10 protein-coding genes are annotated in these 14,511 nt (G+C 65.9%); 3 read left to right on the forward strand and 7 right to left on the reverse strand.

What is annotated here, in order from left to right:
• The 5 genes from G3N98_RS34050 to G3N98_RS34070 form a co-directional block, all read right to left on the reverse strand.
• On the reverse strand, positions 1 to 4,795 hold a 4,795-nt coding region (locus G3N98_RS34050), incomplete at its 3' end, for an ESPR-type extended signal peptide-containing protein (RefSeq protein WP_277396937.1).
• A 1,009-nt stretch (positions 4,796 to 5,804) separates the two neighbouring features.
• On the reverse strand, positions 5,805 to 6,707 hold the full coding sequence (locus G3N98_RS34055) for an aminomethyltransferase (RefSeq protein ID WP_089426749.1): 903 nt from the start codon (positions 6,705 to 6,707) through the stop codon (positions 5,805 to 5,807).
• A 95-nt stretch (positions 6,708 to 6,802) separates the two neighbouring features.
• Positions 6,803 to 7,021 carry a hypothetical protein gene (locus tag G3N98_RS34060; protein WP_011354057.1) on the reverse strand — a complete coding sequence of 73 codons (219 nt, stop codon included), beginning with the start codon at positions 7,019 to 7,021 and terminating at the stop codon, positions 6,803 to 6,805.
• A 229-nt stretch (positions 7,022 to 7,250) separates the two neighbouring features.
• Positions 7,251 to 7,901 carry an NAD(P)H-dependent oxidoreductase gene (locus tag G3N98_RS34065; RefSeq protein WP_027790596.1) on the reverse strand — a complete coding sequence of 217 codons (651 nt, stop codon included), beginning with the start codon at positions 7,899 to 7,901 and terminating at the stop codon, positions 7,251 to 7,253.
• Positions 7,902 to 8,225: 324 nt separating this feature from the next.
• Positions 8,226 to 8,531 carry an NIPSNAP family protein gene (locus G3N98_RS34070; protein ID WP_089426751.1) on the reverse strand — a complete coding sequence of 102 codons (306 nt, stop codon included), beginning with the start codon at positions 8,529 to 8,531 and terminating at the stop codon, positions 8,226 to 8,228.
• A gap of 279 nt (positions 8,532 to 8,810) precedes the next feature.
• Here G3N98_RS34070 and G3N98_RS34075 point away from each other — a divergent pair, with 279 nt between their 5' ends.
• From G3N98_RS34075 to G3N98_RS34085, 3 genes are all read left to right on the forward strand, one after another.
• Complete coding sequence (locus G3N98_RS34075; RefSeq protein WP_206150611.1) at positions 8,811 to 9,599, forward strand: GNAT family N-acetyltransferase; 789 nt, start codon at positions 8,811 to 8,813, stop codon at positions 9,597 to 9,599.
• A 359-nt stretch (positions 9,600 to 9,958) separates the two neighbouring features.
• Positions 9,959 to 12,043, forward strand: coding sequence for a potassium-transporting ATPase subunit KdpB (kdpB, locus tag G3N98_RS34080; protein WP_206150614.1), 2,085 nt, complete (start codon positions 9,959 to 9,961; stop codon positions 12,041 to 12,043).
• Between the two features lie 40 nt (positions 12,044 to 12,083).
• Complete coding sequence (locus tag G3N98_RS34085) at positions 12,084 to 12,782, forward strand: response regulator (protein ID WP_206150612.1); 699 nt, start codon at positions 12,084 to 12,086, stop codon at positions 12,780 to 12,782.
• Positions 12,783 to 12,790: 8 nt separating this feature from the next.
• On the opposite strand, the gene G3N98_RS34090 is transcribed toward G3N98_RS34085, so the two are convergent.
• The gene (locus tag G3N98_RS34090; protein WP_206150613.1) at positions 12,791 to 13,444 is read right to left on the reverse strand and encodes a lytic transglycosylase domain-containing protein; all 654 of its coding nucleotides are present in this window, start codon (positions 13,442 to 13,444) and stop codon (positions 12,791 to 12,793) included.
• Positions 13,445 to 13,565: 121 nt separating this feature from the next.
• Positions 13,566 to 14,511 (reverse strand): DUF3999 family protein (locus G3N98_RS34095; protein WP_241026211.1); only part of this gene is annotated, 946 nt, incomplete at its 5' end.

Genomic DNA, 14,511 nt, shown 5'->3' on the forward strand with positions numbered 1-14,511 from the left:
TCGACAACGACGTGATCGAGCTATTAGCCGAGGACAAGCCGGTCGAGGTCGAAGTCGACAGCGAGGTGACTGAGCTATTGGTCGACGAGAGGCCGGTCGAGAGCGAACCGATCGAGCTGTTGGCCGATGACAGACCCGTCGAGGTCGAAGTCGACAGCGAGGTGACTGAGCTATTGGTCGACGAGAGGCCGGTCGAGAGCGAACCGATCGAGCTGTTGGCCGAGGACAAGCCCGTCGAGGTCGACGTCGAGAGCGAAGTGATCGAGCTGTTCGCTGACGAGAGGCCGGTCGACGTGGAGGTCGACAGCGACGTGATCGAGCTGTTAGCCGACGAGAGGCCCGTCGACGTCGAGGTCGACAACGACGTGATGGAGCTGTTCGCCGAAGACAGGCCGGTGGAGGTCGACGTCGAGAGCGAAGTGATCGAGCTGTTAGCCGACGAGAGGCCCGTCGACGTCGAGGTCGACAACGACGTGATCGAGCTGTTCGCCGAGGACAGGCCGGTGGAGGTCGACGTCGAGAGCGACGTGATCGAGCTGTTAGCCGACGAGAGGCCCGTCGACGTCGAGGTCGACAACGACGTGATGGAGCTATTCGCCGAAGACAGGCCGGTGGAGGTCGACGTCGAGAGCGACGTGATCGAGCTGTTAGCCGACGAGAGGCCGGTCGACGTGGAAGTCGACAGCGAAGTGATCGAGCTGTTTGCCGAGGACAGACCGGTCGACGTCGAAGTCGAGAGCGAGGTGACCGAGCTATTGGTCGACGAGAGGCCGGTCGAGAGCGAGCCGATCGAGCTATTGGCCGAGGACAGGCCGGTCGAGGTCGAGGTCGAGAGCGACGTGATCGAGCTGTTAGCCGACGACAGACCGGTCGACGTCGAGGTCGACAGCGAGGTGACCGAGCTATTGGTCGACGAGAGGCCGGTCGACGTGGAAGTCGACAGCGATGTGATCGAGCTGTTAGCCGACGACAAGCCGGTCGAGGTTGACGTGGACAGCGAGGTGATCGAGCTGTTGGCCGACGAGAGCCCCGTCGACGTCGACGTCGACAGCGACGTGATCGAGCTGTTAGCCGACGACAAGCCGGTCGAAGTCGAGGTCGACAACGAAGTCACCGAGCTATTCGTCGAGCTGAGGCCGGTGGACAGCGAACCGATCGAGCTGTTGGCCGAGGACAGGCCGGTCGAGGTCGAGGTGGACAGCGACGTAATCGAGCTGTTGGCTGACGACAGCCCCGTCGACGTGGAAGTCGACAGCGACGAGACCGAACTGTTGGTCGAACTCAGGCCAGTCGACAGCGACGAGATTGCGCTGCTGGACGACGACACCGTCGTCGACAGCGAATCCACGGCCACATTGGTTGCAAAGAGCTGCGAGCCGTTGATTGCGTCGGTACTGGCCGAGGAGATCGCGCCGGCCGCAACGTTCGTGACCTGGCGCTGGTTGGTCGAGCTGCCAACACTGACCACGCTCGTCGGATTGCCGCCCGCGAACGTGCTGGTTACGCCGCCGACGGTACCGGTAGGCGTCGGGTTGGCTGGGGCCGTAGCGGAGCCGCTGCCCAGCGCGACGCTGCCGACGTTGCTCGCGACGGCATTCGGGCCGATCGCGACCGCGTTGCTTGCGCTCGCGCTCGCAGCATTGCCGACGGCGACGCCGCTTGCGCCGGCTGCGTTGGCAGCATTGCCGACGGCGACACTGCTGGCGCCCGCGGCCGTGGCGGCTACACCGGCGGCGAGCGAGTTGATGCCCGTTGCGCCGTTGTTGTTGTAGTTGGCTTGCTGAACACCACCGTCGTTGACGCTGTAGTAGTGCGTCTTCGCGGCTTCGATCGCAGTCGAGGTCGAGGTGGACAGCGAGGTAATCGAGCTGGTGGCCGACGACAGACCGGTCGACGTGGACGTGGACAGCGAGTTGATACCGGTCGATGTGGACGTGGACAGCGAGGTGATCGAGCTATTGGCCGATGACAGACCCGTCGACGTGGAAGTCGACAGCGAGGTCACCGAACTATTCGTCGAGCTGAGGCCCGTGGACAGCGAACCGATGGAGCTGTTGGCCGACGAGAGGCCGGTCGAGGTCGAGGTCGAGAGCGAGGTGACCGAGCTATTGGTCGACGAGAGGCCGGTCGAGAGCGAACCGATCGAGCTGTTGGCCGACGAGAGGCCCGTCGAGGTCGAGGTCGACAGCGACGTCACCGAACTATTCGTGGAGCTGAGGCCCGTGGACAGCGAACCGATCGAGCTGTTAGCCGACGAGAGGCCGGTCGAGGTCGAAGTCGACAGCGACGTCACCGAGCTATTCGTGGAACTGAGGCCCGTGGACAGCGAACCGATCGAGCTGTTGGCCGACGAGAGACCCGTCGAGGTCGAAGTCGACAGCGAGGTGACCGAGCTATTGGTCGACGACAGGCCGGTCGAGAGCGAACCGATCGAGCTGTTAGCCGACGAGAGGCCGGTCGACGTCGAAGTCGACAGCGACGTCACCGAGCTATTCGTCGAGCTGAGGCCCGTGGACAGCGAACCGATCGAGCTGTTGGCCGACGAGAGGCCCGTCGAGGTCGAGCTCGACAGCGACGTCACCGAGCTATTCGTCGAGCTGAGGCCTGTGGACAGCGAACCGATCGAGCTGTTGGCCGACGAGAGACCCGTCGAGGTCGAGGTCGACAGCGACGTCACCGAGCTTTTCGTCGAGCTGAGGCCCGTGGACAGCGAACCGATCGAGCTGTTGGCCGACGACAGACCGGTCGACGTGGAAGTCGACAGCGAAGTGACCGAGCTATTTGCCGAGCTGATGCCGGTGGACAGCGAGTTGATGCCGGTCGAAGTCGACGTGGACAGCGACGTGATCGAGCTGTTGGCCGACGACAGGCCGGTCGACGTGGAGGTCGACAGCGAAGTGACCGAGCTATTTGCCGAGCTGATGCCGGTGGACAGCGAGTTGATGCCGGTCGAAGTCGACGTGGACAGCGAGGTGATCGAGCTATTGGCCGACGACAGGCCCGTCGACGTGGAGGTCGACAGCGAAGTCACCGAGCTGTTGACCGAGCTGATGCCGGTGGACAGCGAGTTGATACCGGTCGAAGTCGACGTGGACAGCGACGTGATCGAGCTGTTGGCCGACGACAAACCGGTCGATGCCGACGTCGACAGGCTCGTGATGTTCGACGTCGTCGTGCTCGCCACTGCGTAGAGCTGGCTGCCGTTGATCGCATCGGTGCTGGTCGCGCTGACGAGGCCTGCGGCGACGTTCTGGATTCGGCGTTCCGCGTTAACCTGACCGACGCTGACAATGCCGCCCGTCGGCGTCCCGGCTTGGTAGTTGCCGAACGTCTGGCCACCGATCGTGGTGCTGTTGACGGCGGTGTTGCCGCCCGTCGTCGTCGACGCGGTGCTGTTCGTTACCGAGCTGCTGCCGAGCGCAACCGAGTTTGCGACGTTCGCGGTCGAGCCGACGCCGATGGCGATGGCGTTGGTGGTCGTTGCATTCGCGTTTTGGGCGAACGCGACCGAACCCGAACCCGACGCAGTCGAGTTCGAGCCGAAGGCCGTCGCATAGTTGTTCGAGGCCACGGCGGCGGAGCCGACGGCGACCGAGCCGGACGCGCCGCTGGCCGTCGAGCCGTTGCCGAGCGCAATGGCGTCTGCGCCGGTCGCACGCGTGGTGGCGGCGAAGCTGCCGACGGTGCCGAGTGCAATCGCGCCGATGCCCGTCGCGGTTGCCGAATTGCCGATTGCGACGGCGCCGTTCGTGCCCGTCGCGTTCGCGGAGCTGCCGATTGCCACCGCGCTGTTGCTTGCCGTGCTGCTGTTGCCCAGCGCGACGGAGCCGGTGCCGCTCGCCGAATTGCCGTTGCCGAGCGCAAGCGCACCGGAACCATTCGACGTGTTGTTCGCGCCGATCGCCAGCGCACCCGTGCCGGTTGCGCTGTTCGGATCGCCGATCGCAACGGCGCCGTCACCGCTTGCGACTTGGCCTCGACCGATCGCGACCGCGCCGCCACCTGCCGTGCCGCTGTTCGCGGTGGTGCCGGACGAGCCGATCGCCACGTTTTGGCCCGTCGCGCCGGAGGTGACACCGTCGCCTTGTGCGATGCCGTACGCGCCATTGACGGTCGCGCCACGGCCGACTGCGATCCCAGACGTGGCGCTCGATGCGACGGACGACTGGCCGCCGATGGCGATGCCATCCGACGCTGCCGACTGTGCGCCCTTTGTTGAATTGCTGCCGATTGCAATCGAACCCGCTCCCGATGCGAGGGTCGAGTTTGCCTGTGACAGCGGCGTCGAGCCGTTGCCGCCCGCGCCGCCGATCGCGACCGAGTTCAGTGCGCTCGCCGTCGAGCCGAAGCCGAGGGCTGTTGCGCCGGTGCCGCTGGCGGTGGTTTCGAGGCCAGCGGCGACGCCCCACAGGCCCGCCGACGACTGCATGCCGGTGGCGACCGCGCCGTTGCCGTTCGCCTGTGCGAATGAGCCATATACCGTGACACCGGTCCAGCCGTTGCCGTTGGCGTTACAGCCGGCCACGACCGAATACGTGCCGGAACCGTCGCCGGCCTGGTTTTGCGTGCCGCCCGGATTGACGCGGCCGACTGCGCTGTTGCTACCAGTCAGACACGAGCTACTTGTGGTGATTGTGTTCGCTTGGGCCAGCCCGGGAAGGCCGATCGCCAGTACAGCTGCTGTGATGACGGCAACAGCCGACTTGTTCGGCTTGCCCCGTGCCGAATCGATTTCCGATGCGGCGACCCACGCGCCGAGGGATTCGTTCCAGATCGAGCGGTATGTGCGGTTCATGTCCTGCTACCTCCAAATATGCACGCCACACACCGGTCTCTTTTGTTAGAGGAATACTCCGTGCGCTCGCGCGAATCTCAAAATTGATGGGCGGAGTTTATTGGAGGGGGATTTTTCAGATTGATAAAAAGTGATAAATAGTGGGTTTTGAAAGTTAAAGGATGGTTAATAAGTCGCGTTTTGATGCATCTGCGCGGAATGTATTTGAAAGTTGTAAGAATGTTTAGTGCAGGGTTTGAAACTTCCGGTGGCGACTTGGTTTTTCGTATAAAAATCATGTGCTTACGGTAGTTTTGTGCGTTGGATTACACAACGAAGATGCTCAATTGTAAGATGGATGAAATAGCAAACGTTTGCGGAGCGAAGGAGTCTTTCAGTCATGTAATGTATGTGGATGTGCCGGGTGATAATATGATTCCCATCTTGTTAATTTGTTAATTCAAGATTTGTGTTTCGTTTTTATATTGATTTTCTCGATTATCTTTAAATCAAATTAATTTGAAATATCGAACATCTGGCTGTGCTGATTTACGCATCGGGTCCACTGCGATGGCCCGCGAGACGGGCGTTTCGGGCCGGTTGGCCCGTCCAATTTGTAAAAAAGTGCTACAGGGCGGTGGACCGAACCGTCACCATTCATCTTTCGAATTTGTCCTATTGACTATTTCGACGATGGTGACAATCGGATGAGATTCGGCGACGGGGCGAATCCGTCTGGCAGGCGTGACCGACGTCGATGGTGCGCCTGGCGGCGACAGGTTGTTAAAAGGGGCTGTCCGGCATCGGTGGCGACGTCCCCGAAACGTCAAATCCAGGGTGTGACAATTTGTCCGCGCGTGCCGAAGCGCCGAAGAAAAAAGGGCGCGAGTGAGTGTGTCAGCCGCGCCACATCAGGCAGGTCGATGAAGGTCAGCGAGGTTCCACACCGCGTGCGATGGGGCGGGCTCGAGTTGCCCGGTTGCCCGACCGGACAACCGGGGCAACCGGGCTGCTGCCCGGCGCGGCGCCCTTACTTCTTGAGAAACCGCAGCGCAAACCGCGCCATGCGCGGCACGAACAGCGGGCGCAGCAGGCGCTTGTCGTAGCCGGCCATCCGCCGGTCGTTCTCGGCGAGACACAGTTCGATCAGCTCGCGCGGATTGAGTGCGTCGCCGATATCGGCGGTGCCGGTTGCCGGGAAGTTCGCGTCACGTGCGACGCCGTCGGAATCGATGCCGCGCGCGATGCCGATGCGCTCCCGGATCAAATGCACCCACACGGCCGCGACCCGCGCGAAGAACCACGGCCGGCGCCACCACGGGAGCGAGCGCCAGTACCACGCGTACCAGTTCACGAAGAACAGGATGTGGCGGCCTTCTTCCTGGATCACCGGCTCGAAGGTTTCAACGAGTTCGGGCGGGAAATAGCCGGAGCGCTGCGCGGAACGGAACAGGCCGAACGCGAAGAAGCTGTCGATGCATTCGCTGAAGCCCGTGACGATCCACCACCACTCGGGATCTTTCGGTGCAGGGTAGGCCGGCTCGGGGGCGAGCCGGATGCCGTATGCCTCGACGAGCTTCGACAGCACGACCTTGTGCCGCGCTTCCTCGCCGCCGTCCATCTCGAGCGCGCGGCGCAATAGCGGATTGCCGATCGTCGCCGCATAGGTGGCCACGCGAATCGATGCGCGGCCTTCGGTCTGCACCGCGATGTCCCAGATCGGCAGCGACGTGAGCCGTTTGAGCTCGGCGGGCGTGAGCGCCGGCCAGTCGATCACGGCCGGCTTGTACGGATTGTGTGTGTCGAGCAGCATGCGGCAGAACATCTGCATGTGCGCATCGGAACCGATCCGGACCGGACCTTGCCTCTCGAAGGTCCAGTTGCGCATTGCGTGATCTGCGGCTGCATGCTGTTCCTGCAGCGTGTCACTCATGGCTGTTGTTATGCGATTACGGGTCGAAAGATTCTTGCATAGCTTCCGTAAACGCGTATTTTCGAGCGGCCATGCGCACGCCGGCCAGGCGTGCGTCACGCGTTCGTGTCGACCCAGAGGCGGCCCCAGCGGGACGCGTAGGCCAGCGCGTGTTCTTCCTCGAAGAAGAAATCGATCGCGTCGAACGAAACGGCGCGCGGCGACGGGCCGCCGCTCGCCTTCTCGATCGTCAGGTTGGCGGCGAACAGCCCGTTCGGCAACCGGGCGGCAGCGGGGGCGACTTCGTAGCCCTTGTAGCGGATCGTACGGTTCATGGCGTGCGCGGAGAAAGTTCGGAGGTTCAGCGTACGAAAACCCGACCTCGGCGTGAACCAATCTTTCGGCCAATGCAAATCACGCGGCGGGCCGAATTCTTATCGGCGCGGGGAAAGGGGCAGCAGGGAGAGGCGCCGACGCACACGGCGCGTGGCCGCGCGTCCGAATGTGCACCGCCCGCGCCGGCGAATGGAATCGTCCGGGCGCGGGCGGTGGAAGGCGGGGGAATTACTGGTTGGCGATCTTCAGCACGGGTGCGAGCGCATCGACCGATGCCGCATGCGAGGCCGCGCGATGCGAGGCGAACGCGAGCGCGAACTCGGCCGCCTGCGTGCCGACCGTCTCGAGCTGTGCGACGACCTTCGGATCCGAGCAGCTGTCGGCGCTGTCGAAGCGCGTTTCGAGCGTGTTCACGGTCGCGCCGAACGGCGTCGGCCAGCCGCGCAGCGCGTGCACGATCGAACGCAGCGACGTCAGCACGGTGCCGGCCGCCTGCCAGCCGTAGGCCGTGACGATCAGGCCGACCGCACGGCCGTCGAGATACGGGCGATCGTCCGCGCGCAGTTCCTCGAGCGTGTCGAGTGCGTTCTTCACGAGGCCGGATACGCCGCCGTGATAGCCGGGCGTCGCGATGATGATCGCGTCGGCCTGGCGCACGGCGTCGATCAGTTCGCGCTGCGCGTCGGTCAGCGTTTTGTGTTCGGGCGCGTAGTGCGGCAGCGTATGCAGGAACGGGCCGTCGAACAGCCGCGTGCGTGCGCCGGCCGCTTGCGCGCCGCGCAATGCGAACGACAGCGCGCGTTCGGTCGACGACGCTGCCCGGGTGGTACCGCCAATGCCGACGACGAACGGGCGGCGGTGTTGATCGAATGCAGTCAAGGGGCGCTCCTGGGGGATGGCTTGCCCGGCTAAGCACAGGCTTAAAACCAGATGGTAACGACCCCGCCGCCACTCTGAAAACGACTTTTCGTTCTATCGATATGCCGCGCGGCAGGGGCAATCGTGTGCGCGGGCGCCCAGATCGATAGCAGAAATGCTTGGTTGGGACGGCGGGCCGCGGTCGATAAGATGGGCCCGTCTCCTCCATGATGTCTCTACTGACATGGGTTGGCCCCGCCGCGCGGATGCAGGCGGGGCTTTTTTTCGTCCCGGTCAGGAAAAGGGGCGCGATGTGGCGGGCGGTTGCCCGTTGCCCGTTACCTATTACTCGAACACCGGCCGGAAGAAGCTGCGCTCGTAGCTGACGATGCAGCGTGTTTCCTCCGCGTAGCGGAATGCGGCCTGGCAGGCCGGATCGTCCATCGAGCGTTCGCGGTAACGCTCGTATTCGGCGAGGCTCGGGAACGAGAACATCGCGAGCGCGATGTTGTTCGCCCCTTCGGACGGCAGGAAGTAGCCGTGATGCGTGCCGCCGAACTTTTCGACGAGCGGAATCCACATCCTGCCGTAGGTTTCGAACTGGTCGAGCTTGTACGGATCGATGACGTAGCGAAGGTAGCAGGTGATCATGAGCGCGCTCGGAGCGGGGAGGATCCAGCGAGTCTGGATGGCGCCGCCGCATGTGTCAACGACACATGCCGACGCGTGATCCGGCCACGAGATGCGTTGCTTGCGCAAACAACGATCGGCGCACTTTCATCCGTTCGCAACGACCCGCGCAGCGCCGCGGCTCGCACCGTTGCACGGGTCTCTCCCGCGCGCATTTCCCCAAACTTTTACGACATTTTTTCTTGCGAGGGCGGCTGGCGCGCTCATAGACTTCGGGCATCCCAACCACGGAGCAAGGCAATGTCGATACCCTGGAACGCGATCGCCGAACACACCCCCGCCGCGCCGCCTTCCGTGCGCGCCGATCGGGTGATCGTGCGGCGTTTCGATCCGGCCTTCGACAGTTATGCACAACTCACGCCGATGCTGCATCGCGCGTTCGCGCGGCTCGGTGCGATGGGACTCAACTGCACGTGCGTCGACCAGAGCGAGGACGTCACGCGCCGCCGCGCGGAAGCGGGCGAGTGCTACGTCGCCGTGTGCGGCGGGCGCGTGATCGGCACGGCCACGCTGTATGCGACCGATCCGTCGTCGGCGTGCTCGCTGTACCGGCGCGAAGGCGTCGCGAGCGTGCGGCAGGTGGCGGTGGACCCCGATTGCCAGAGCCGCGGGATCGGCGCGTTGTTGCTGGCGTTCGCCGAACAGTGGGCCGCGCTGCGCGGCTATACGCTGCTCGCACTCGATACGCCGCACCCCGCTTCGCACCTGCTTGCGTTCTACGGTGCACAGGGTTTCGACGTCGTCGACGTGATGCGCTTCGACGGCAAGCGCTACGACAGCGCGATCCTCTGCAAGCGGCCTGTCGCCCACCTTGCGCGCCGCGCGTCGCCGGCGTCGCGCATGGCCGCGCGCGTGGCGGCCGTGCGGCGTCTTGCGTATGCGTTGCCGTCGCGCATGGTCGCCGTTGCCCGGCGCGGCCAGCACGTGCGCCGTGGCGCAGGCTGGGCGGCACGACGCGCGGCCGGTGCCGCGAGTTGCCGCTCGTCGCCGTGGCGTCCGCGTCAGCACGGGCGCTATACGTTCGGCTGAGCGCCGCGCGCCGATTCGTTTTCCAGCTTTGCCGCGTAAGCGTCGGATGAGCGGAGTGTGGCGCTCCCGCTCGTGTACGGCCCTTGAGACACCCCCGCCGCGCCGCGGCGAAACGGACGTTTACGCGCTTTTTATACCGTGACGCGATCCTTTGCCGCGATCTTCACGCGAACCTTCATAAGATGGTTGCGTGGAAAACGGAAGCCGCACGCGAGCATGCGTGAAGGCCGCCGGCTCGCCTGACCGATGCCGGATGCCGATGCGCAGGCGTGCCGGCAAAGGAAACCGCCATGTCTCTCTCACCCATGACAGGTCCGCGCCCCGCGCAGCCAGGCCATCCGCGCACGGCCGCGCGCTCGATGTTCGACCCCGCGCTCGTGCGCCCCGCGATCGCCGATTCGTTCAGGAAGCTCACGCCGCGCACGCAGTTCCGCAACCCGGTGATGTTCTGCGTGTACGTCGGCAGCATCCTGACGACGATCCTGTGGATCGCCGCGCTGTTCGGCCAGGCCGAAGCGCCCGCCGGTTTCATCGTCGCGATCGCGCTGTGGCTGTGGTTCACCGTGCTGTTCGCGAACTTCGCCGAAGCGCTCGCGGAAGGGCGTTCGAAGGCGCAGGCCGCCTCGCTGCGCAGTGCGAAACACAACGTGGTCGCGAAAAAGCTCTCGGCGCCGCGTGCGAAGGCGGTCGTCGAAGTGATGGCGTCGACCGACCTGCGCAAGGGCGACGTCGTGCTCGTCGAAACCGGCGACACGATCCCGGCCGACGGCGACGTGATCGAAGGCGTCGCGTCGGTCGACGAATCGGCGATCACCGGCGAATCCGCGCCGGTGATCCGCGAGGCGGGCGGCGATTTCTCATCGGTGACGGGCGGCACGCGCGTGCTGTCCGACTGGATCGTCGTGCGCGTCGCCGTCAATCCGGGCGAGGCGTTCCTCGACCGGATGATCGCGATGGTCGAAGGCGCGAAGCGCAAGAAGACGCCGAACGAGATCGCGCTGACGATCCTGCTCGTCGCGCTGACGATCGTGATGCTGCTCGCCACTGCCACCCTGCTGCCGTTCTCGACGTTCGCGGTCGAGGCGATGAAGGCCGGCCATGTCGTGACGATCACCGCACTGGTTGCGCTGCTCGTGTGCCTGATTCCGACGACTATCGGCGGGCTGTTGTCCGCGATCGGCGTGGCCGGGATGAGCCGGATGATGCAGGCGAACGTGATCGCGACGTCGGGCCGCGCGGTGGAAGCCGCGGGCGACGTCGACGTGCTGCTGCTCGACAAGACCGGCACGATCACGCTCGGCAACCGCCAGGCGTCGGCGTTCGTGCCCGCGCCGTTCGTGACCGAGGAAGCGCTGGCCGATGCCGCGCAGCTGTCGTCGCTGGCCGATGAAACACCGGAGGGCCGCAGCATCGTCGTGCTCGCGAAGCAGCGCTTCAACCTGCGCGAGCGCGACATGCAGGCGCTGCACCCGGTGTTCCTGTCGTTCAGCGCGCAGACGCGGATGAGCGGCGTCGACCTGTTCCCCAACGGGACTTCCTCCGGGGCGCCCGGCCGTGAAATCCGCAAAGGCGCGGCGGATGCGATCAAGCACTATGTCGAGTCCCACGGCGGCCACGTCACGCGCGAAGTCGACGCGGTCGTGACCGACATCGCGCGTCGCGGCAGCACGCCGCTCGCGGTGGCGGAGCGCGTCGACGGCGTTGCCCGCGTGCTCGGCGTAATCGAGCTGAAGGACATCGTGAAGGGCGGTATCAAGGAGCGCTTCGCGGAACTGCGCAAGATGGGCATCAAGACCGTGATGGTGACGGGCGACAACCGGCTGACGGCCGCGGCGATCGCGGCGGAGGCGGGCGTCGACGATTTCCTCGCGGAAGCGACGCCGGAAACCAAGCTCGCGACGATCCGCGAGCATCAGGCGGCGGGCCGTCTGGTCGCGATGACCGGCGACGGCACCAACGACGCGCCGGCGCTCGCGCAGGCAGACGTGGCGGTCGCGATGAACACGGGTACGCAGGCGGCGAAGGAAGCCGGCAACATGGTCGACCTCGACTCGAACCCGACGAAACTGATCGAGATCGTCGAGATCGGTAAGCAGATGCTGATGACGCGCGGTTCGCTGACGACGTTCTCGATCGCGAACGACGTCGCGAAGTATTTCGCGATCATCCCGGCCGCATTCGCGACGACGTATCCGCAACTGCGCGTGCTCGACGTGATGCACCTCGCGTCGCCGGCGTCGGCGATCCTGTCGGCGGTGATCTTCAACGCACTGATCATCGTCGCGCTGATTCCGCTCGCGCTGAAGGGCGTGCGCTATCGCCCGCTCGGCGCCGCGCCGCTGCTGCGCAGGAACCTGCTGTTGTATGGCCTCGGTGGCGTACTGCTGCCGTTCCCGTTCATCAAGCTGATCGACATGGTGCTGGTGGCATGCGGATGGGCCTGAGCATGGGCGCGCACCATGCACCGGACGAAGGCGCTGCCGCATGAGCGAACCGAGCGTCGTCATCGTGATCGTCGACGAAGACAGGTTCATCCGGCATTTCGTCCGTGTCGCGCTGAAGGCCGAACACATGCACGTCTTCGAGGCCGCGACCGGAGCGGCGGGCGTGGCGGCCGTCGGCGCGCGACGTCCCGACCTGATCGTCGTGGACACGAACCTGCGAGATCTCGGCGGTACCGAACTGATCCACGCGCTGCGTGCGTGCTCGGCCGCGCCGCTGGTCGTGCTGTCGGCGCTGAGCGCGGAAAGCGACAAGGTGGCGGCGCTCGACGCGGGCGCGGACGATTACGTGACCAAGCCGTTCGGCGCCGCCGAGCTGATCGCGCGGATGCGTGCGCACCTGCGGCGGCAAGCCGGCGGCGGGCGCATCGATGCGGTGTGCGTGCGCTTCGGCGACGTGACCGTCGATCTCGGCGATCGCCAGGTGCTGCGCGGCGGGGCGCGCGTGCATCTGAGCCCGATCGAATTCCGGCTGCTGGCCGCGCTCGCGCATCACGCGGGCCGGCTACTGACGCACGACCGCCTGCTGAGCGAGGTGTGGGGCGCGGCGCACGGCAAGGATGCGCACGACCTGCGTGTGTATGTCGGCCACCTGCGGCGCAAGCTGGAATGCGATCCGCGGCGGCCCGCGTACATCGTCACGGAGACGGGCGCCGGCTACCGGCTCGACGGCGCGCGGTAGCGACGCGCTCAGGGGTTCGCGGCCGTCCGCAGCGCGTCGCTTGCCGCGCCGTTCGAACGGCGTAGCTGCGCATCGAATTGCTGCACGCGCAGCGCGACCCGCTGTGCATAGCGCTTCGTGCCGCCGTTGTAGCGCACGAGCGCGGTTTCGACGTCGCCGTCCGCATCGTCGAGATAGCCGCGGAAGATCGCCGCGCCAATCCGCACGTTGGTGGCCGGATCGGAAAGATCCTTCACATGCGCGACGAGATCGCGATGGGCGGTGGGCATCACCTGCATCAATCCGCGCGCGCCGGCGACACTGACCGCGTGGCGATCGAAGCCCGACTCGACCGCGATGATCGCGAGCAGCAGCGCCGGTGCGAGCCCGTAGCGATCCGATTCGGTCTGCACCGCGCGCGCGATCGTGCGCGCGTCGGCGTATGCGACGTGAAAGCGGTTGCGCAGCGCGGTGACGATCGTGTCGAGCGTCGGGGGAAGCGAGGGTTCGGGCGTGCTGGCGGCGCCGATCGGCGCTGCGGGCGTGTCGTCGGCATGCGCGGGCCATGCGACCGACAGCGGCAGCACGATCGGGAAGAGCAGCAGAAGCCGCTTCAGCCGCAGGGCCGGGCGCACGCGTGTGCGCGGCGCCGGCCGGTCATACGATGGATAGGTTTCCTGCATGTCGTCGCATCGTGGTTCCGATGCGACGACTGTACGCAGTTATGCATTGCGACCGTCGAAAGAAACCGGCACGCGAGATAAACGGCGCATAAAGAAGGGTGGTGCGCATGGCCGCGCGGCGTCACCCGTCGCGGCCGTGCGTATCGCCACCGCCTTTCGCGAGGCGCCACGCAATCGTGCCGAGCACGCCGACCGCGACGACCAGCGCGCCCCACAGCACGTAGCGGCGCGGTGCGTCCGTGTCGGCGGCTGACGCCGGCGCGACCGCCGACACCGGCAGCGCCGCGCCGACCCGCGCGGGCCGCACTTCGGGCGCCATGCCCACCAGCAATGCGTCGCGGCTCACGGCCGACGACACGAGCGACGCGTCGCCGACGCCGAGCGTAAACGGCGGCGTGCCGCGTGCGACGAACGTCAGCGCGGCCGGATGCCAGCCGATCGCGACGGCCGGCTGGCCGCCGCCGAATCCGCCATTGCGCATGTCGACGACGATCCGCCACGCGCGATCCGTATTCGCCGCGAATTCGAGCGGCGGATTGCGCTGCTCACCGGCCTTGCCCTGCAGCCGGAACAGCACGGCGCCCGCGACGTCGCGCCACGGCGCCTGCGCGTCGGCGCGGCTCTGCAGCGTCGCGCGCGCCACGGTGTTCGGCTGCGGCAGGTCGATGCGCACGCGGTCGACCGGATACGCGCCGTCGGTGTCGAACAGATACTCGCCTGGCGTGGCGCCGGCCCGCACGCGCACGGCGTCGCGCCATTGGCGCGGCACGGAGGCGGTGTCGGTCCCGCGTGCGTCGCGCGGATGCGTTTCAACGTCGATCGACGCGATCGCGGGCGCACCGTCGAGCCAGTCGAGCCGCAGGTAGCGCGGCGCGGCGCCTTCGAGCGCGATGCGTTCCTGCACCAGCATCGCGTCGCCCTGGCCCACCTTCAGCAGTTGCGTGCTGCCTTCACCGGGCACGTCCGGCCGGCTCGCGCCATACCAGCGCGGGTAGTACTGCCGCACGACCTCGCCGTCGAACCGCAACGCCCGGCAGCGGCCGAGCTGGAAAGGCGCTTCGTCGTGC

The sequence above is a fragment of the Burkholderia sp. Tr-20390 genome (assembly GCF_017104595.1).
GTDB lineage: Bacteria > Pseudomonadota > Gammaproteobacteria > Burkholderiales > Burkholderiaceae > Burkholderia.